17 protein-coding genes and 2 pseudogenes are annotated in these 19327 nt (G+C 60.2%); 7 read left to right on the plus strand and 12 right to left on the minus strand.

Translation table 11 applies throughout. The annotated features are described in order from the left end of the window. Positions 1 to 10 precede the first annotated feature (10 nt). On the plus strand, positions 11 to 466 hold the full coding sequence (locus tag NIM86_RS07495) for a cyclic nucleotide-binding domain-containing protein (RefSeq protein WP_253380535.1): 456 nt from the start codon (positions 11 to 13) through the stop codon (positions 464 to 466). An 84-nt stretch (positions 467 to 550) separates the two neighbouring features. Here the strand turns inward: NIM86_RS07495 and NIM86_RS07500 are convergent, their stop codons facing one another. The 4 genes from NIM86_RS07500 to NIM86_RS07515 form a co-directional block, all read right to left on the minus strand. Further along, the gene (locus NIM86_RS07500) at positions 551 to 1357 is read right to left on the minus strand and encodes an exodeoxyribonuclease III (protein WP_253380537.1); all 807 of its coding nucleotides are present in this window, start codon (positions 1355 to 1357) and stop codon (positions 551 to 553) included. A 135-nt stretch (positions 1358 to 1492) separates the two neighbouring features. Continuing rightward, positions 1493 to 2140 carry an outer membrane lipoprotein carrier protein LolA gene (locus NIM86_RS07505; protein ID WP_253380539.1) on the minus strand — a complete coding sequence of 216 codons (648 nt, stop codon included), beginning with the start codon at positions 2138 to 2140 and terminating at the stop codon, positions 1493 to 1495. Between the two features lie 109 nt (positions 2141 to 2249). Next, complete coding sequence (locus tag NIM86_RS07510) at positions 2250 to 4925, minus strand: DNA translocase FtsK (protein WP_253380541.1); 2676 nt, start codon at positions 4923 to 4925, stop codon at positions 2250 to 2252. A 102-nt stretch (positions 4926 to 5027) separates the two neighbouring features. Beyond that, positions 5028 to 6458 carry an MFS transporter gene (locus NIM86_RS07515; protein WP_253380543.1) on the minus strand — a complete coding sequence of 477 codons (1431 nt, stop codon included), beginning with the start codon at positions 6456 to 6458 and terminating at the stop codon, positions 5028 to 5030. Positions 6459 to 6564: 106 nt separating this feature from the next. Here NIM86_RS07515 and NIM86_RS07520 point away from each other — a divergent pair, with 106 nt between their 5' ends. Further along, on the plus strand, positions 6565 to 7188 hold the full coding sequence (locus NIM86_RS07520) for a peroxidase-related enzyme (protein ID WP_371872839.1): 624 nt from the start codon (positions 6565 to 6567) through the stop codon (positions 7186 to 7188). A 17-nt stretch (positions 7189 to 7205) separates the two neighbouring features. On the opposite strand, the gene NIM86_RS07525 is transcribed toward NIM86_RS07520, so the two are convergent. The 3 genes from NIM86_RS07525 to NIM86_RS07535 form a co-directional block, all read right to left on the minus strand. After that, a complete protein-coding gene (locus NIM86_RS07525) occupies positions 7206 to 7853 on the minus strand; it encodes a CatA-like O-acetyltransferase (RefSeq protein WP_253380545.1) in 648 nt (215 codons plus the stop codon). A 58-nt stretch (positions 7854 to 7911) separates the two neighbouring features. Continuing rightward, the gene (locus tag NIM86_RS07530) at positions 7912 to 8298 is read right to left on the minus strand and encodes a YidH family protein (protein WP_253380547.1); all 387 of its coding nucleotides are present in this window, start codon (positions 8296 to 8298) and stop codon (positions 7912 to 7914) included. Between the two features lie 850 nt (positions 8299 to 9148). After that, entirely contained in the window at positions 9149 to 9469 is a 321-nt protein-coding gene (locus tag NIM86_RS07535) for a hypothetical protein (protein WP_253380549.1), read from the minus strand. 85 nt (positions 9470 to 9554) lie between these two features. Here NIM86_RS07535 and NIM86_RS07540 point away from each other — a divergent pair, with 85 nt between their 5' ends. Next, positions 9555 to 9764 (plus strand): helix-turn-helix domain-containing protein, encoded by a 210-nt coding sequence (locus tag NIM86_RS07540; protein ID WP_253380551.1) that lies wholly within the window; start codon positions 9555 to 9557, stop codon positions 9762 to 9764. A gap of 639 nt (positions 9765 to 10403) precedes the next feature. On the opposite strand, the gene NIM86_RS07545 is transcribed toward NIM86_RS07540, so the two are convergent. Further along, on the minus strand, positions 10404 to 10979 hold the full coding sequence (locus NIM86_RS07545; protein WP_253380553.1) for a Panacea domain-containing protein: 576 nt from the start codon (positions 10977 to 10979) through the stop codon (positions 10404 to 10406). A gap of 38 nt (positions 10980 to 11017) precedes the next feature. After that, positions 11018 to 11388: pseudogene (locus tag NIM86_RS07550) on the minus strand (transposase); the annotation flags it as partial. Between the two features lie 27 nt (positions 11389 to 11415). On the opposite strand from NIM86_RS07550, the pseudogene NIM86_RS07555 reads away from it, so the two are divergent. Next, positions 11416 to 11510: pseudogene (locus tag NIM86_RS07555) on the plus strand (DedA family protein); the annotation flags it as partial. Positions 11511 to 11512: 2 nt separating this feature from the next. Here NIM86_RS07555 and typA read toward each other — a convergent pair. Beyond that, a complete protein-coding gene (gene typA, locus NIM86_RS07560; RefSeq protein ID WP_253380555.1) occupies positions 11513 to 13333 on the minus strand; it encodes a translational GTPase TypA in 1821 nt (606 codons plus the stop codon). Between the two features lie 161 nt (positions 13334 to 13494). Between typA and NIM86_RS07565 the strand changes: the two genes are divergently transcribed. Together NIM86_RS07565 and NIM86_RS07570 are read left to right on the plus strand one after the other, a co-directional pair. After that, the gene (locus tag NIM86_RS07565; RefSeq protein ID WP_253380557.1) at positions 13495 to 14250 is read left to right on the plus strand and encodes a dienelactone hydrolase family protein; all 756 of its coding nucleotides are present in this window, start codon (positions 13495 to 13497) and stop codon (positions 14248 to 14250) included. Positions 14251 to 14413: 163 nt separating this feature from the next. Continuing rightward, positions 14414 to 15736, plus strand: coding sequence for an O-antigen ligase (locus tag NIM86_RS07570; RefSeq protein ID WP_253380558.1), 1323 nt, complete (start codon positions 14414 to 14416; stop codon positions 15734 to 15736). A 21-nt stretch (positions 15737 to 15757) separates the two neighbouring features. Here the strand turns inward: NIM86_RS07570 and dxr are convergent, their stop codons facing one another. Together dxr and NIM86_RS07580 are read right to left on the minus strand one after the other, a co-directional pair. Further along, a complete protein-coding gene (gene dxr / locus NIM86_RS07575) occupies positions 15758 to 16912 on the minus strand; it encodes a 1-deoxy-D-xylulose-5-phosphate reductoisomerase (protein ID WP_253380560.1) in 1155 nt (384 codons plus the stop codon). Beyond that, positions 16912 to 17907, minus strand: a complete 996-nt coding sequence (locus tag NIM86_RS07580) for an aldo/keto reductase (RefSeq protein ID WP_253380562.1) — start codon at positions 17905 to 17907, stop codon at positions 16912 to 16914. The genes dxr and NIM86_RS07580 overlap by 1 nt, the downstream gene beginning before the upstream one ends. A gap of 439 nt (positions 17908 to 18346) precedes the next feature. Between NIM86_RS07580 and NIM86_RS07585 the strand changes: the two genes are divergently transcribed. Continuing rightward, positions 18347 to 19273, plus strand: a complete 927-nt coding sequence (locus NIM86_RS07585) for a LysR substrate-binding domain-containing protein (RefSeq protein WP_253380564.1) — start codon at positions 18347 to 18349, stop codon at positions 19271 to 19273. Positions 19274 to 19327 lie beyond the last annotated feature (54 nt).

Below are 19327 nucleotides of genomic sequence, written 5' to 3' on the forward strand. Positions count from 1 at the left end.
GCGAACATGCATGGCTCTTCAAGACGACATCGCCGCCCTGTCGCAAATCCCGCTGCTTTCATCGCTGAACGCGGAACAGTTGCGTATTCTCGCTTTCGCCAGCGAAGTCATCGATCTGGCAGAGGGACAGGAACTGTTCCGCGAAGGCGCCAATTCCGATAGCGCCTATGTCGTCCGGTCCGGCACAATCGCGTTGAAGGCCCGCGCGGATCGCCACGAGGATATGCTGGGGCGCGACGCTGTTTTGGGAGAACTGTCGCTGATCGCAACGACGACGCGGCCGGGAACGGCCAAGGTCGTGGACGGCCCTGCGAGTGTTCTGCGTCTCAATCGCACCACGCTGCGCCGGGTTCTGGAAGAATATCCCGAGCTTGCCGCCACCATGCATGAGACCATCCGCCGACGTCTTGAGACCATGACGGCCCGTATAGGCGCGCTTTCGAGCCGGTTCGACGATCCCGCCTGACTTGCATCGGTTCTGACAGATCGCTCTTTTGGCAGGGCATAGTTCGGGCGGTCAGCTAAACCGTTTCCGCAGACCCGGCACCAATCAATCGAAATTAAAACGGGCAATGACCGGCACATGGTCGCTCGGTCGTTCCCATCCACGCGCTTCGCGCAGAACATCCAATCCGGTCAGGTGCGGCACCAGCTCCGGGCTGCCCCAAATATGATCGAGCCGGCGGCCCCGGTCGGACGCATTCCAGTCGCGCGCCCGATAGCTCCACCAGGTGTAGAGCTTCTCTTCCGGCGGAATGATGGTGCGCATGAGATCGGCCCAGCCATTGCCGACGCGCAGACGCTCCAGCGTATCGGTTTCGATGGGGGTGTGACTGACCACCTTTAAAAGCTGCTTGTGGCTCCAGACATCGGTCTCGAGCGGCGCGATATTGAGATCGCCGACGAGAACGGATGCATCTGCCCGGTCATCCTCGGCATGGACGCCCTGCATCTCTTCCAGAAAATCGAGCTTGTGACGAAATTTCGGGTTGATCTCCGGGTCCGGCTCATCTCCGCCCGCCGGCACATAAAAGTTATGCAGCAGGATCCGCCTGTCACCTTCCTCGACGATGACGGAGAGATGCCGGCAATCGCCCTTGGCGCAATATTCACGCTTTTCGACCAGCCTAAGCGGCCTGCGAGAGAGTGTCGCCACGCCGTGATAGCCCTTTTGGCCATTCACCTCGATTGCCTGGTAGCCTTTTTGCCGCAGGGCATCGAAGGGGAATTTGTCGTCCGGGCACTTGGTTTCCTGCAGGCAGAGCACATCCGGGGCGTAGGTAGCCAGAAAACTTTCGACCAGCGGCAGCCGAAGGCGGACCGAATTGATGTTCCAAGTGGCGATGGATAGTGACATTGCGTTTCGCGATTTTCCCAAGTTCGGGCGCAAATTGACTGCGCATGTTCACTCATGCAACGAAAAAGGCCCGCTTTTTGCGGGCCTTTGCAGGTTATCCAAATGGTTTCGGCCAAAAAGCCGAATGGCTATCGTTCAGCGTTTGGCGCTACTGGCGGCCTCGTTACCGGCCTGCCAGTTATATTTGCTGTAATCGATGCGGAACCGCGAAGTATCGACACGCGCGCCTTCCTGCACGTTGAACAGCATGACCGTGGTGTCCTTGCCCTGATTGTCCGTCACCGTCCACTGGCGCAGCGCGTTTGTCTTCGGATCGAACATAATCGTGATCTTCGAATTGCCGAAGACACTTTTGTCGGCCATCACGACCGTCACCAGATCAGGCTCTTCCTTGATGCTCTGCACCTGCCGCCCCGACAGATTGATTTTATTGTTGAGCAGCAGCTTCAGCGGCGTCTTGGACAGTGGATAGAGGTCGAACGTGTCGAGCTTCTGATTGTTGAGCAGAAGGTTGCGACCGTCTGAGATCACCCGGAATTTCGCTGGCGGCTCGTAGTCGAAGCGAATTTTGCCGGGCCGCGCGATCTGGAAAGTGCCCGCAGTCTGTTCGCCGCGCGGGCCGAACTGGACGAATTCGCCCCTCATCGTCTTGACCGAAGCAAAATGGTTGGCGATCTGCTGCGCGGTCTGGCTGGCCTGAGCCTGAATGCCGGCACCGAGAGCAATACCTGCTCCGATCAGGAGAATGGCCAGACTCTTGAAGCGGCGCTTGGTCTTAATCATGGAAGTCCTCGTGATTGGCGTCGTCCTCTTCTTCGGCGCACCGATAGCCGCATAGATAGGCAACAGGATGGCACGTTTCGAGCGCTGTGCGTTCATTTTGCCGACCGGATCAATCGTCGAACTCGTCGCGCGGCACGAGGATCTCGCGTTTGCCTGCATGGTCGGCGGGACCGATCACGCCTTCCTCCTCCATCTTCTCGATAATGGTGGCGGCGCGATTGTAGCCGATGCCGAGGCGACGCTGGATGTAAGAGGTGGAAGCCTTGCCATCGCGCAGGACGACCGCGACTGCCTGATCGTAGGGATCGTCGCTGTCAGTCGCGGGGCCATCTCCACCGCCGCCGCCGCTACCGCCCGCGCCTTCGTCCTCATCGTCGGTATCTTCGGTCACCGAGTCGAGATATTCCGGCACACCCTGCGTCTTCAAATGATTGACGACGGTCTCGACCTCTTCGTCGGAAACGAACGGTCCATGGACGCGCTGGCTGCGGCCGCCCGCGGCCTGGTAGAGCATGTCGCCCATGCCGAGCAATTGTTCAGCGCCCATCTCGCCGAGAATGGTGCGGCTGTCGATCTTGCTGGTCACCTGGAAGGAGATGCGGGTCGGGAAATTGGCCTTGATCGTGCCGGTGATAACGTCGACCGAGGGGCGCTGGGTCGCCATGATGACGTGAATGCCGGCGGCGCGAGCCATCTGCGCCAAACGCTGCACCGCGCCTTCGATCTCCTTGCCCGCGACCATCATCAAGTCAGCCATCTCGTCGATGATGACGACGATGTAAGGCATTGGATCGAGATCCATTTCCTCATGCTCGTAGATGGCTTCGCCGGTTTCGCGGTCGAAGCCGGTCTGCACGGTGCGGGTAATGGTCTCGCCCTTGGCTTTTGCTTCGCCGACGCGGCTGTTGAAGCCGTCGATGTTGCGAACGCCCACCTTGCTCATCTTGCGATAGCGCTCTTCCATCTCGCGCACCGTCCATTTGAGCGCGACGACGGCCTTCTTCGGATCGGTGACAACCGGCGACAGAAGGTGCGGGATGCCATCATAGACCGACAATTCGAGCATTTTCGGATCGATCATGATGAGGCGGCACTGCTGCGGCGTCATACGGTAGAGCAGCGACAGGATCATCGTGTTGATCGCCACGGATTTACCCGAGCCGGTGGTGCCAGCGACCAGCAGATGCGGCATCTTGGCGAGATCGGCGATGACGGCTTCGCCGCCGATCGTCTTGCCAAGCGACAGCCCGAGCTTGCTCTTGGTCTGCTGAAAGTCCTTGCTGCCGATGATTTCCCGCAGATAAACGGTCTCGCGGTGATCGTTGGGCAGTTCGATGCCGATCGCATTGCGGCCCGGCACGACGGCGACGCGCGCTGCAATGGCGCTCATGGAGCGGGCAATATCTTCGGCAAGACCGATGACGCGCGACGATTTGACGCCGGGCGCCGGCTCCAATTCGTAGAGCGTTACGACCGGGCCGGGGCGCACCGTCATGATCTCGCCCTTTACGCCGAAGTCGTTGAGAACGGCTTCGAGCTGGCGGGCATTGTCGGCCAGCTGCGCTTCGGTCACGCGGATGCCGCTCTGCTGCTTCTTCGGCTCGGCTAGAAAGCGCTGCGAAGGCAATTCGAATTTGCCGCTACGGGCCGGTTTGGCTGCCGCACGCCTTGTCGCTGCCGGCGCGGCCGGTTTTTCAGCCTTTTTCTGCTTCTCGCTGGAATGAACGAGTTGCGGGCGAAATGGCACCACTCTTTCATCCGGTTCCGCATCGGCAAAGGCCTCGTCCTCATCTTCGAGGAAACCGTCATCCTCATCCCATGGAGCGTCCTGCTCATCGGTATCGGCGGACGCTTCCTTGCGATCTTCCAGATAGGCGGCGTCTTCATCATCGATCAGAAGGCCGTCCGGGGGCATATCCGGCAATTCCTGCTCCCGCTCGTCATTCCAGTCGACAGCAGGCTGGCGCTGGGCCGGTCGGTCATTGGCAGGCCGTAGACGAGGCGGCTCAAGGCGTTCGCGATTCGCTTGCGCCATTCGGCTGCGCTTCCTGCCCGCCCGTATTTTATAGAATGTGTGGGTAAGGGCGCCGAGCAAGGCCAGCGAAGCCCTGCGCCAAAGCGGTTCATCGCGCGGTTCGTCGAGGTCCCAATCGTCGGCGGTTTCCGGCTCGTCCTCAATTTCGGGGAGTTTCGGCTTCAGAGCCGGCAGAAGCGACCAGATTGCCGCGCGCGTGAACAGCCAGATAGCGCCGGCGCTGGTCAGCAGGCCGATCACGACCGCGATCCAACCGGCCACCGGTCGTCCGAAAGCGAAAGCCGGCAAACGCAGCATCATGTCACCAATGACGCCGCCATGACCGGAGGGAATCGGCCACGCCCGGTGGACCGGAAGGCAAGCCAGTGCGGCTGCCGCGAGGGCGATACATCCAAGCCATGCGGCCAGGCGGATCGCCTTTTTGTCGATCGGACGAGCCGCCGCGAGCAGGAAGCCCCACGCAATCGCGGGCAGAAGCGCCACGATGGTGGCAAGCCCCAGGAATTGGACGGCGATATCGGCGAAGGCCGCACCGGGAAAGCCCATGGTGTTTTTTGCCAGGCGCTCGGTCGCCAGGCTGAAGGAGGGGTCGTCGACATGCCAGGAGGAAAGGGCCACGACGCCGAACGCAACGAAAGCCAGAATTGCCAGACCGAAGAGTCGGCCAACCGCGTTGCGCAAAAAAGTCCGGACCGCGCTTTCATCGGCATCCTCCATATCGAAGGCGTAACGGTCGTGAATGTCGCTCATCGCTCGGATTTCCCCATGGCAAAGCGGGCGGGACATACCCCGCCATAATGCGCTCAGCCTAGGGCCGAAGGGTTAAACCCCTGTTAACCATCGACGCGCCGTTCAGCCAATGCGCAACAGAGTTTGGGGATCGGCAGCGGGATAAGGCGTTCGTACGGCGATGGCGAATCCGATGATCAGGAAGAGCAGAATAACCGACATGCCAAGCGCCGCCGATCCGCTCACCGTCGTGACGATGCCGACAAGGAGAGGGGCGAGAAAACTTGTGGCGCGGCCCGACAGGGCGTAGAAGCCGAACCAGCGGCCCGCCTCTTCCTCCGGCACGCTCCGCGCCATCCATGCGCGTGAGGATGCCTGAACCGGACCGAAGGTGAGGCCGATCAACAGACCGTAGAGAATATAGGCCTTCTCGGCTGCGGTCCCGAACAGGCCGCCGCTATCGTCGGTCGATAATGGAATGACGCCGAACAGCGTGGACCCGGCCTTGGTCGAGACGATGCCGAGCGCGGCAATGAAAAGCAGGCAGACCGACCCGATCACCAGCTTTTTCGACCCGAGCGTTTTGTCGAGCCTGGCGGCAAGCAGGCAGCCCGGGATTGCGGTCAGATTGAGAATGATGCCGAAAATGCCGATCTCCATGACCGGCCACAGAAAGAGCGCGGCGGCGTAGGTCCCGCCCAGCGCGATCAGGGCGTTCACGCCATCCTGGTAGATCATCCGGGCAGCCAGAAATCGTGCGATGCCAGGCTGGCGTTTCACTTCGGTCCAGGTCGACCGCAATTCTGCAAGGCCACCACGCACGGCGCTGCCAAGCTTCAGTTTCCGGCGCTTGGCGTCCGGGGTGAACAGGAACATTGGCAGAATGAAAATGAGGTACCAAATCGCCGCCATCGGGCCGGTAATGCGGGCGTCTTCACCTTCCGCCGGATCGAGACCGAAAAGCGGCTCGATGCCGATCAGTGTTCGTCCGCTTTCGGGATTCGCCGCCAGAAGAGCGATGGTGAAGGCGAGGACGATCAACCCGCCAGCGTAGCCGAGACCCCAGGCCGTGTTCGAGACCCGGCCCGCTTGCTCGGCAGTGGCGATGCGCGGCAGCATGGAATCGTTGAAGACAATCGAAAACTCCGCCGCGATGGTGGCAATGGCGAAGGCGGCCACGACCCAGACCAGCGATGCGCCGGGAGCGGCAAACCATAGCGTCAGCAGCATGGCGACCTTGAGAACGGCAAAGCCGGCGATCCAAGGTTTCTTGCGCCCGCTCTGATCGGCGATCGAGCCGAGCACGGGCGATAGCACCGCGATGATCAATCCCGCTGCCGCAACGCCGAATGCCCATGCGGATTGGCCCGTGGCCGGATCATCGGCCAGTCGGCTCACCACATAGGGTCCGAAAATGAAGGTGGTGACGACGGTGAAGAAGGGCTGCGCCGCCCAGTCGAAAAACATCCAGCCCCATAGACCGCGTTTGCCGGCGCGCTCCATGGGCTTCGTTGAAATTGGTTCGCTGGTCGCAGTCGATGCGCCGTCGTTCATGGCGGCCGTCCTCCGGCGCTTTCGTTTTCCACCGGTGCCTGCCTGCCACGTTGCGGCGGCAGATGGTAGGGGGATCGTCGAAGAAGACGCGGATGGAGGATACAAAATGGCCGATGCGAAGGAGAAGCAGCCGATACCGGAAGGGCAATGGCGGCAAGACGGGCTGCCAAGGGCCATGGCCATCGATCTGCCGCCGGAAGAGCCATTGCCCGAGGGGGTCGCAACCTATTTCGACAAATGTGAAGAGAAGCTCGGCCTTGTGCCCAATGTACTCGTCGCCCACGCTTTCGATGCCGAGCGGCTGGACGCTTTCGCCAGGTTCTACAATGGGCTGATGCTGGCGCCTTCCGGCCTCACCAAGGCCGAGCGCGAGATGATCGCGGTCACGGTCTCGGCGATCAATCGCTGCCATTACTGCCTGACAGCCCATGGCGCGGCGCTGCGGCAGCTCACCGGCGATCCGGCATTGGCGGAAACGATCACGCAGAACTGGCGGGCGGCCGATCTGCCACATCGTCAGAAGGCCATGCTGGCCTTTGCCGAGAAGCTGAGCGTGACCCCGGCCGCAATGGAGGAAGCGGACCGGCAGGCGCTGCGCGATGCCGGCTTTTCCGAACGCGATATTTTCGACATCGCCTCCGTCACCGGTTTTTACGCCATGAGCAACCGGCTGGCGAGCGCGACGGAAATGGCGCCGAACTCCGAATATCACGCCATGGCGCGTGACTGACAGGGCAGGTCCGGCGCCTACGCGTCCAGCGTGTCGATGATCTTTTGCGCTTCGGCCAGGAAAGCGGCGATGTGCCCGCCATCGACGAGGCTATGGTGCACCTCGACCGACACCGCGCAGGACCAGCGGCCCACGCCGTTCTCGACGAACTTGCCCCAGACGATGCGCGGCACACAATCACGCCGATCGCGCATCGCATTGGTGAGCGCGGTGAAATCGACGGCAGGCGTGCAGCTCAGATAAAGCCAGCCATCGCCCTCCGCCGGATCGTCCAGCCCCGCATCCTCCGCCGCCCGTGCGATCCGCTCGGCGGCATCCGTCGCGAAGGCGGCGTAATCATCGGCGGCGGGCACAGCGCAGAAGCCGAAGCTGCCATCCGGTCGCGCCACGGTGGGCGAGACGCCGATGCGCTCATGCTCGACCGCACTGAGCGCCTCGCCATTCATGCCGCCGCGCAGGCGCTGGCGAAAAGCCGGCACCGCATTGCCGGCCTGGCAGAAGGCGTGGAGCATGACGATGAAGGGCCGGTGGCCGGCGGGCTTCAGCACATGCATCAGGCGCGTGACGTCGAGCCGCGCCGTCAGCCCGTATTGCGGGCGCTCATAAGTGGCGAACAGCCGGAACGGGCCGGCGCGGTCCCAGGTGTCGATGTCGATTCGGCGCATGAAACGCCTTTTGCGCCTGCGCGCCGCGCCATGCAAGTCCAGTTCAGATCGGCACCGATCAGATCAGCCAGAGCACGACGGCGACGATGGCGCTGGCAACGCCGAACAGCGCGGCGACCGTGCCGAGATGGCGGCGTGGGATGGGCTCGGCGGCATGGCAGTCCAGCCGGTCGAGCAGGCCGCAGCAATTCTTCCAGGCCAGGAAAAAGATCAGCACGCCCACGGCGATGAAACCGCTGGCGGCGAGCTTGGCGACCCAGGTCGGTTCGGCGGCGCGGAAAATCGCCTGCGTGCCGAGGCCGATGCCGACGGCGGCAAGGCCCGTGCGCATCCATCCGGCGAAGGTGCGCTCATTGGCCAGCACCGTGCGGTCCTCGGCCCAGTCGGTCCGCTCTTCCGCCCAGTAGGTCTTGGTGTCCTGCTCGCCGGTCTCTTTCGTCGCCATTGCGCCAGTCTGCCCCCGGCGCGCTGAAAAGCAAAGCGCCGGTCGGTTGATTTATGACAAGCGCGCGCGAATGCCGCCACGCCCGGCCTTGCGCCGTCTGGCCAATGAGGAGTGGAGCGGTGGATGGCGGCCGAAAGAACGCGTCATCTGTTGTGTGTGGGTGCGACCTTCCGGCCGCCATCCGGGCGAATTGTGGCGTTCACCGCTGTGACGGGCGGCCTTCCCGGTGGCAGAACCCCCCGTGGCCGAACCCCGCCGCCGGTCCCTTGCCCGCAGGCTCGAACGGTCCCGGCTGTCGCAAACCCGTAGCCGAAGGGGATTGCTGACACCCCACCGCCGATGACCACGGATTCGCCATCGGCGCGCTACGCTCGCCCCGCCCCCACGACATCTCCGGTTCGCGATCCCGTCGCTCCTGGAAGGCAGTGGCGAGGAGGATAAGAGAGGTTGAGAAGGGGTGGATAAGAATATTTCGACCGCGTCGGCAGCGCGCCATCGTTCCGGCATGGATCCTCGGATCAAGTCCGAGGATGACGACCGTGTTATTGGGCCTGAACGTTCCGATAGGGTGTCAAAAGCGGCTCCGCATCGCGGCGTTGAAGGACTTGGCACTTCTATAGCAGCTTCGTCATCCTCGGACTTGATCCGAGGATCCATGCCCGGCACCTTCGAACGTCATCATGGCGGGGCAGGAAACGCCCACCTCCCCCTTGAGGGGAGGTCGAAAGCGCGCAGCGTCTTTCGGGTGGGGGTGTTCTGGCTGACCGGGCTCGGCGAATACCCCCACCCGGATCGCCTTCGCTTCGCTTGCCTCTCCGACCTCCCCTCAAGGGGGAGGTGGAACGCGCCGTCAATTCCGACCCAGCATCAGCGTCGGGTCGAAGCGCTCGTCCTTGCGCAGCGGGCGCGGCGGGCGGCCCGTCCCGCCATTCTCCTGCCAGCGCAGATCGGCCAGCGTCGCCTCCATCATCCGCTCCCATTCGGCTTCGTGCGCGGCGCGCTCTATCGCGTAATGCCGTTCCAGGCGCCGCGCGGCGCGGAAATGATGCAGCATCACGGCCAGCTGGCCGAGCGCGAAGACCAAAGGCAGGATCAGCATCAGCGCCTTGATCGCGTCCGGCGCGGACTGGAACGTATCGAGCAGATCGGCGCGGAAATTATAGTCGTCCATGGTTCCGCCTTTCAGCGATGAACATCGATAAAATATGTATTATGATACATAGAACTTTTCAACCACCGACCGCTCCTTCTTTCTCATGGAGATCAAGAAGCGTTTCGGTCAGGCAGTTCGGCGGCGCCGGCAGCAATTGAAGGTGTCGCAGGAGGAACTCGCCATGCGGATCGGCGCGGATCAGGCTTATGTCAGCCGGATCGAAGCTGGACAGATGAACGTCACATTGGAAACGCTCGACCAGATTGCTGCTGCGCTGGAGGCGGATGCAGCGGATTTGGTGAAGGGGGAGTAGTTGCGAGATCAAATGCGGTAGTTTTAGATGGAGCTTAGCTCTTCGAATTTCTGCCGATAAAGGATGGGACGTGAACGAGGAGGCTTTTAGGTCGCGCTGGGCGACAAGATCATGCAGACGCTTACGAAGATACGAAACGCGGGCCGCGTGGATACACGCAATGGGGCGGATGGTGTATGCTGGTTCCCGCCGAAGTAGAGCCCGTTAGCAAGGGCGCCGACGAGCGCGGGAATGTCATCGAACCCTTAGCGCGGGTTGAGAGCGCGAGATAACAAGCCGCAACAAAAGCTGATTTGCCGTTGTTCCATGATGAAGCTGTCTTCAATGGACGCCAGAAGGCGGGTCGCTGTGGCCTTATCTATGCGGCCAATCGCTTCCATAGGATCTGGCAATTCGCCAGCGTCGTACGTGACTATTGATTGGCACGAAATATACGAGTCATATTCAAGGAATTCGTGATTTTCAGCATATATTGGGCAGCACCCGCCGTAATCAGCAGAATTCACAAATAGAAAAGCATGGTCTCTATCGATAGACCAGTCAGAAGGGCCAATATAAACATGAATCTTTGGCCGCAGGTCATAACCTACAGCCCTCTCTGTAATCCACTTGTAGGCCTCTCCGATTTTCATGCGCTGCCTACATGCGCTGAGCTACTTGATTGATATCAGAAGAGATTTGCGTACGACGAGCGTCATCCTCTATCATCTCTTCATAAAACATCTCCGCACGTTTCGTGCCGGGCTCGCGTCTATTCTCCCACGCTTCTTTGTATGCAAGATGAGAGTGCGTCAGATTGTATAGTTCATCGAAATCTTTGTCGCCGTACTCCTCTATTATCTCGTCAAAAATTGAAAGATCGCTTTTGGAAAATAAAGTTCTGTCAAACTCTCGATGCGGCATCCCGAGGACCGGAGCTTCGTACTGATTTCCTCGATGTTCAAAAGTTATATCGATTGGGAGTCTTTTTATTCCAGCTTCCCTTAAGGCGTAGGCATTACCGTTCACCAGATCCATCGCTATTGAAGCAACGGGGCCGTAAGGAAGGGCGAAATAACGGTCGAACGAAATAGGCCTTCCAAAGCGCTCGAAATGGCGGCGGTCAGCGAGATAAAACAGCTTGACTACTTGGTAGATATCGCAGCCCGGCCGCCGCTCAGCCAAATAGACTAGCAGTTCGATAATCTTCTGAATTTTTGGCTGAAACTCAATCATCGCACCGCGCCTTAAGAAACTCAATCAGTACGACGTGTCTAACTTGTCGCAGTCGATTTTTCGTTTGTCAAGCAAATTATTGCTGCCAGTACCCGCCAGTACCCGCACCACGTCCAGCTTGCCGGGGAGAGAAGCGCATTGCCGATCAGACTGAAAGCGTTCCTACCATTGCCGCGGTGGCGGTAATCTTCGCACAATGTCGCGTTGGCTGGGTACTGGTATAGGCATTTGTGGCTGACGCCATTTGCTGCCTCCGAACCATAAGGCGCAGTTGGGAGAAATAGCTTTACACCCAGTTCGTGTGTTTGCCGTTGCCCAAGCTATAGGCCTCGCTATGATTGATGCGGTCTGTCGGGAAGAACGCTTCCAGAATATCCCAGTGTGACGCTTCATCGGCGAACATGTGAGCGCCAGAGGCAAAGCGGGCCTTTGCCGGTTCTACCGGCGCTATGGGTTTGGACGCTGCTGCTAAGCTGGATGCCGGTCATCGGCGATCCGCTGACGGTGCTGGCCGGCGCGGCGCTCGTTCCCGGTTAGCCCGCTTTCGCCACCTTCTCAGCGCGTTTGCGATCATGAGGGTCGAGATAGAGCTTGCGCAGGCGGATGGTCTTCGGCGTCACCTCGACCAGTTCGTCATCCTGAATCCATGAGAGGGCGCGTTCCAGCGTCATGCGGATCGGCGGGGTGAGCTTCACCGCCTCGTCCTTGCCGGATGCGCGCATGTTCGTCAGCTTCTTGCCCTTCAGCACATTCACTTCCAGATCATTGTCGCGGGTGTGAATGCCGATGATCATGCCCTGATAGACCTTCTCGCCGGACTCGATGACCATCGGGCCGCGATCTTCCAGGTTGAAGAGGGCGTAGGCGGCCGCCTCGCCATTGTCGTTGCTGATGAGCACGCCCTGCACGCGCCCGCCGATCGGCCCGCGATGGGGCGCATATTCATGGAACAGGCGGTTCATGATGGCCGTGCCGCGCGTATCGGTGAGAAGTTCGCTCTGATAGCCGATCAGTCCGCGCGTCGGGGCGTGGAAGACGAGACGCTGGCGGCCGCCGCCACTGGGGCGCAGCTCGATCATGTCGCCCTTCCGCTCGCTCATCTTCTGGACGACCGTGCCGGCATATTCCTCGTCGACATCGATGACGACTTCTTCGATCGGCTCCATCAGATTGCCGGCCTCGTCATTATGCATGACGACGCGCGGGCGGCTGACGGCGAGTTCGAAGCCTTCGCGGCGCATGGTCTCGATCAGGACGGCGAGCTGCAATTCGCCGCGCCCGGAGACGTAGAAGCTATCCCTGTCCTCCGCTTCCTCGATCTTCAGCGCGACATTGCCCTCGGCCTCCTTGAAGAGGCGGTCGCGGATGACGCGGCTCGTCACCTTGTCGCCCTCGGTGCCGGCGAGCGGTGAATCGTTGACGATGAAGCTCATGGTCACGGTGGGCGGATCGATGGGCTGGGCTTCCAGCGGCTCGCTGACGGATGGATCGCAGAAGGTGTCGGCCACGGTGCCGTCGGAAAGGCCGGCAATCGCGACGATGTCGCCCGCCTCGGCGCTGTCGATCGGCTGGCGCTCTAGGCCGCGGAAGCCGAGGATCTTCGAGATGCGTCCGGTCTCCTTCAGCGAGCCGTCATGGTGCAAAACCTTGACCGGCTGGTTCGGCTTCAACGTACCGGACGCGATGCGCCCGGTGATGATGCGGCCGAGAAAGGGGTTGGCTTCGAGGATCGTGCCGATCATGCGGAACGGGCCGGCTTCGGTGGTCGGCTCGGGCACATGCTTCAAAACGAGATCGAAGAGGGGGCCGAGGCCGTCCGTGGTCGGGCCGTCGGGCTCGGCGGCCATCCATCCATCGCGGCCGGAGCCGTAAAGGACCGGGAAGTCGAGCTGGTCCTCATCGGCGTCGAGATTGGCGAAGAGGTCGAAGATCTCGTCGAGCACCTCGTCATGACGGGCGTCCGGCCGGTCGATCTTGTTGATCGCGACAATGGGCTTCAGCCCGACCTTGAGCGCCTTGCCGACAACGAATTTGGTCTGCGGCATCGGCCCTTCGGCGGCGTCGACCAGCAGCACCGCGCCATCGACCATGGAGAGGATACGCTCCACCTCGCCACCGAAATCGGCGTGGCCGGGCGTATCGACGATGTTGATGCGCGTGCCCTTCCACTCAACCGACGTCGCTTTGGCCAGGATGGTGATGCCGCGCTCCTGTTCCAACTCGTTGGAATCCATGGCGCGTTCGGCAACGCGCTGGTTTTCGCGGAAGGCGCCGGACTGCTTCAGCAGCTCGTCGACGAGGGTGGTCTTGCCGTGGTCGACGTGAGCGATGATGGCGATATTGCGCAGGGCCATGGTGGCGCACTTTCTAAGAAGAACTGTCGGAGAAGGGAAAGCTGGCGCGCATATAGCGGCAAATGTTGCGTCGCGAAAGGGGCAGTGCCCGATCGCTCGCAACTGGTCGGCGAACGCTCGCACTCTATCTCTTCAAGCAATGGCTAAAAGAGGAGGTCCATATGCGATCCATATTGATGACGATGGGGCTGATGGCCGCCGGTGCTATGAGCGCACAGGCCGGCGAAGCCGTAACCTATCAGGCCGACGGCGCGGAGTACGAAGGTTATTACGCTGCGGCAGGCGAAGAATCCAAGGGCCTGGTTCTCGTCATTCACGATTGGGACGGCCTCGACGATTATGAAATGAAACGCGCCGATATGCTGGCGGAAATGGGCTACAACGCCTTTGCGCTCGACCTCTATGGCAAGGGCAACAGGCCGGAAAGCGTCGATGCGCGCAAGGCCGAGACCGCTAAGCTTTACGATGATCGGGAGGCGATGCGCACGCGCATTCTCGCGGGTCTCGACGAAGCGCGGAGCCAGAGCGGCGGCGAAGGTGAGGCTGTGGTGATGGGCTATTGCTTCGGCGGCGCGGCGGTGCTGGAACTGGCGCGCTCCGGCAAAGCGCAAAACGTCGCCGGTTATGCGACTTTCCATGGCGGGCTCACCACGCCGGAGGGGCAATCGTACTCTTCCGACACGCCGCCTCTACTGATCGCCCACGGTGGGGCGGACAGCTCGATCTCGCTCGACGATGCCGCCGGTCTGGCGAAGCAATTGGAGGAAGCGGGCGTGACTTATGAGCTGGAGGTTTATTCCGGCGCGCCGCATGCCTTCACCGTTTTTGGCTCCGATCGGTATCAGGAGCGGGCCGACGAAAAGAGCTGGATGTCGTTCGGCAACTTTCTGGAGCGAAATTTAGCCGGCGATAGCTGATCCGGGCGTTCTGTCTCCAGGCGAGACAGAATGCTTCCTTGCCACACATCCCGAACCGATCTCGCGGCGTCCAAATAAACGATCGGGCGCAACGGTTGACTTTGATCTTTCGGCTTGGTTCAAGCCGAAAGTGATAAGTGCCGGGCAGGCGCGGTGGGGATAAATGAACAGCGAAGTTTCGTCGTCAGGGCGGCCGTTTCATCGGTGGTGCGGCTACCTGATCTATTTCATCATAGCCGCGCTGCCGCTGTCTTTCGCCATTGCTGATATCCTTCTCGATTTGGAAGACTATCAGACTTACCGGGTCCGACGTGAATTCACTGGCTATTGCGAAGTCGTTCTGATTGCCTTGCTCTTGTGGGGAGCACTTAAGAGCTGGAGAGTTTTCAACTGGTGTGTTCTGGCTCTGATGGCCGTTCCTCTATTGGTCCTCCTAGGACATTTTCTGTTTAATCCCTATGACGGTCCCGCCGACGAGATTGCACGCTGCCTATGGCGCTGGACGCTGATCTTTCTATTCGCACTGGTATTCTACGGCGCCGTAGCAGGCAGGGTTATCGACATCACGGTGCGAGGGATGGTGATAGCGCTGGTTGTCGGTGCTTTTGCTTATGCGGTCTTCGCCCTTACGTTTCATTTCGGGCTTGGTCATCTTGCCAAGCTAAAGAAAAACGACCTGCTCGGTTTTGGGAATGTGCGCGCTTCTACACGTCTCTTCGTGCCCGCGCTGATGTGCGCAATCATATCCTTTGCCCTGCCGTTCGAAAGCTGGCGAAGACGCTATGCCTTTCTGGCAGCAGCGCTCTTTATAAGCATATTGAGCGGATATACAGGCTCGCGCAGTACAATCTTTGCGCTGGTCTCAGTCGGTATGCTTGCGGCCCTCCTATCACCAGGCTTTCGTCATCTGCGTATTGCTGCGACAACTGTCGGTGTCATCGCGTTTGGGCTGCTGATCGCCAATCTTATACCGCCGGTCATCCAATGGCTTAGCACCACCGAACCATCTGGAGCCTCAGGATCACTGAGTGTTTTTCGATATAGTAGCAGCGGCCGAACGCGGATTTGGAACGAAATTATTGAACTCTCGCTGCAGCAGCCAATCTTCGGTTTTGGCGGTGTCGACTACGCAACACCTGGCATCAGGCATTTGAGCAATGCTCACAACATCGTGCTCCAGATCTTCTACGAAGTCGGGTTGGTCGGATGGGTGGCGATGGCGACACTGGCGACGCTCTTTCTTCTGCGTGTCCTGAAGATCGTGCGCGCCGAAATGCCCGACCCTTATGTGACGGCCATGGCACTTGCCGCCTGCGCCATTATGGCCGATGCGCTGGTGTCGCCGGCCTTATGGTTTCAATATTCCGCTTTTCTGTTTGTGGTGCTGACAGTCATGACACTTGCTGGGCAAAGAGCAGTTGATACTGTTTTCTCGGCGAAGTCGTTGCCAGATGATCCGCGCGCCAAGGACGGCGCTGTAGGATAGTATTTCGCTAAGTCTGGAAGTCTATCCGCGCGCGATGGTGCGCGCCTGCCGGTCTAACGCTTCCACCTCCGACAGCGTTTGCGGCTCTGGCAGGCCGGCCAGGCTTTCCATCGCCAATTCCACACGATCGGCCATATCGAGGAAGCCGATGCGCCCTTCTATGAAGCCGTCGAGTGCCGCTTCCTTGGCGCCATTCAGAACGGCTCCGGATGCCCCCCCCTCGGCGAGGGCTCGGCGGGCAAGCATAATGGCTGGAAACCGGGCTTCGTCCGGCGCTTCGAAATCAAGCCGGGACAATGCGGTAAAGTCGAGCCGATCGGCGGGTAACTCCATGCGATCCGGCCAGGCCAGGGCATAGGCAATAGGTATGCGCATATCAGCGGGGCCAAGCTGAGCGAGAACCGAGCCATCGCAATAGCGCACCATGGAATGGACGATGGATTGCGGATGGACAATCACTTCGACCTGCTCAGGCGTCAGCGTGAACAGGTGCTGTGCTTCGATCATCTCCAGCGCCTTATTGAACATAGAGGCGCTATCGATGGAAATCTTCAGACCCATCGACCAATTGGGATGGTCCGCCGCCGTCTGTGCGGTCACATTGGCCATTCTTTCGCGGCCCCAGGTTCGGAAGGGGCCGCCAGATGCTGTGAGTATGATGCTTTGCACCGCTTCGCGTCTCTGCCCGGCCAGCACCTGATAGATGGCATTGTGTTCGGAATCGACTGGCAGGAGTGTCACGCCATGCGTTTCGCACTCTCGCATGAAAAGGCTACCTGCGCAGACCAAACACTCCTTATTGGCCAGCGCGATCGTTCCGCCATGACGCACTGCGGCCAAGGTCGGTGCGAGGCCGGCAATGCCGACAATTGCAGCCATGGTGACGTCGACGGGTCGGCTGGCCGCTTCGATCACGGCCTGTCGCCCGGCTGCGACCTCAATATCAGTGCCGGAAAGAGCGTCTCGAAGATCGTGATACCGAGCTTCGTCTGCCGTGACAGCGAGACGCGCGTGACAGGCCTTTGCCTGTTGGGCCAGAAGCGGAATGTTCGATGCGCCTGTCAAAGCTTCGATAGTGAACGCTTCGGGTTCCATATGACGAAGGACATCGAGCGTTGAAACGCCAATCGACCCTGTGGCGCCAAGGATGGTGATCGAGCGAGGGCTCGCCGCCATCAGCAATAATCCTCGACACCCATCGTTTGACCCGACGCATAGCGCGAGCCATGGGCGAACCCTGCCGGCAGAACGGTTTCGATCGCCGCCATTTGTTCTGTCGTCAGCGTAACGGCAGCCGCTTCGGCATTCTGCTCCAGATGAACCGGGCTTCGCGTGCCAGGGATGACATGGATATGCGGCGCGCGCGCCAATACCCAGGCATTGGCGAGAACCGGCGCCGGCAACCCTATCTCGGTGGCCAGAGCGCGAAATGCAGCGACTTTCTCTTCGTTTCTCGGAAAATTCTCGGCGCTGAAGCGGGGATTGGCGCGGCGAAAATCTCCCTTGTGAAATTGTTCGGGCGTGAGCGGGCTCTCGCCGAACATGCCTCGCCCGACCGAAGAAAAGGCCACGAAGGCGGTGCCAAGCCGTCTGCAAAGATCGATCATGCCTAAATCCGGAAGCCTGGTCCAAAGCGAATATTCGCTCTGAACGGCGCGGATCGGAAAAACGGATGCGGCGCGTTCCAGGGTGGAAGGCGCACATTCGGACAGGCCAATCCCTCCGATCAACCCTTCCTCGACCCAGCGGCCCATGACCTCGATGATCGTCTCGATAGGCGTGTCATGATCGCGCCGGTGAATATAGTAGAGATCGACATGATCGGTGCTGAGGCGTTCGAGCGATTTTTCCAGTTCCCCGCGCATATATTCCGGATCGTTTCGGATCTGACGTGGTGGACCCGGAATGATCGCGCCTTTGGTAGCCAGAGTGATACGAGACCTGGCATCGGGGTGATCCTTGAAGAATCGTCCGAGGATGTTTTCGCAGACACCTTCGCCGCCGTAGATATTTGCGACATCCCAGTGGTTCACGCCGATTTCTAGCGCTTTAGCCATTGTGGCGCGGCTCGCTTCTTCCGTCGTCGCGCCGTACATGCCGCCGAAACTCATGGCTCCGAGACCCACCGACATAACGAGAGGGCCGTCTGCGCCGAGCGTGCGATGTTCCATGAAAAAATCCCCTGCTAGACCGACCGGTGGCTTAGCAGGGGATGTTTGGCAAGACCAGCCATTGCGCGATGACCGTTGGTTGGCCTAGGATCATTCAATTGCTCCGCGTATCGCCCGATAAAGGCGGAATGAGATTAGTGAACGCGGAAATCACCAGGCCAGTCCTGTCTCTCCGCGAGCCCGTTTCGCTCCGAGGGCGAACTGCCGGCTGCCTCGTCATCCACCGGCCATCCGATGTCTTTCTTTTGCCAAACGGGCATCGCCTCTATAGCGCGTTGAAGCTTTCGATGGTTATGGCGACTGCGCGCCTGATGAAGCTGCGTTCTGGCCCATTCAATACCGAAAACCATTGTTCCGTCTCCATATTTCCTTTCGACTTGCGGGGACGGTACGAGCAGGCTATCGTTCAATCAAACGAATTGTATTGAGAGAATGATCAATGAATTTGATCGACCAGAACGCGCCTTTTGGCGCGCCCTTGCTGGATGCCGATGTGCTGCGCAGTTTTGTCGCTATCGTCGAAACCGGCAGCTTCGCCAAGGCGGCGGATGCCGTAGGTCGGACACCGTCGGCGATTTCCATGCAGATGAAGCGGCTTGAGGAACAGCTCGGAACAGCGGTTCTGGAACGGGGACCGCGGCATGTGCATCTTACCGCGACCGGCGAGACGCTTCTTCGCTACGCGCGGCAGATGCTGGAACTGAACCGCGCGGCGCTCGACACGATCCTGCGACCGGAAATGGCCGGACGTCTCTGCCTCGGTCTGCCCGATGATTATGGTGAAACGGTTCTGCCGAACGTTCTGAAGAAGTTTTCCGAAAGCCATCCCGGCGTCGTTGTCGACGTGATTATGAAAGAGAGCGCCGAACTGCGTCGGCTCTTTCAAGAAGGGCGTATCGATCTTGCGGTCATCTCATGCGACGAGCTCAAAGGCGAAGAAGTTCATGGCGATCTGCTGATCCGTGAGCCGTTGGTGTGGATCGGAGCTTTTGGCGGGACGGCTCATCTGCGCGATCCTTTGCCGATTTCAATGTGGGAAGAGGGTTGTGTGTGGCGCCGGCGAGCGGTCGAAGCCCTTGAGACTGCCGGGCGTGACTACCGCGTCGCCTATCTGTGCGCCCACACATCCGGCCAACGGGCAGCAGTTAAGGCAGGTATGGCGATAGCGCCCGTAGCCCGCGCCTTTGCGGGAGGAGAGGTGCGTATTCTTGGGGAGGACGATGGCCTGCCTGCAATGGGCGACTATACGATCAACCTGCTCATCAAGGACAATCCGACGTGCCAAGCCGAAGCCATGGCCGGTCATTTGCGGGCTTTCTTCGACCGCTTGTCGCGACAGCCCCGCGCGCTGGCCGCTGCGGAATAGACGGCAATTGTCCGCCGGCCATAATCGCCGGCGGATATGTTTTCGGGACACGCT

Origin of the sequence: Notoacmeibacter sp. MSK16QG-6 (genome assembly GCF_024158145.1) — a bacterium.
In the GTDB taxonomy this organism is placed as follows: domain Bacteria; phylum Pseudomonadota; class Alphaproteobacteria; order Rhizobiales; family Rhizobiaceae; genus Notoacmeibacter.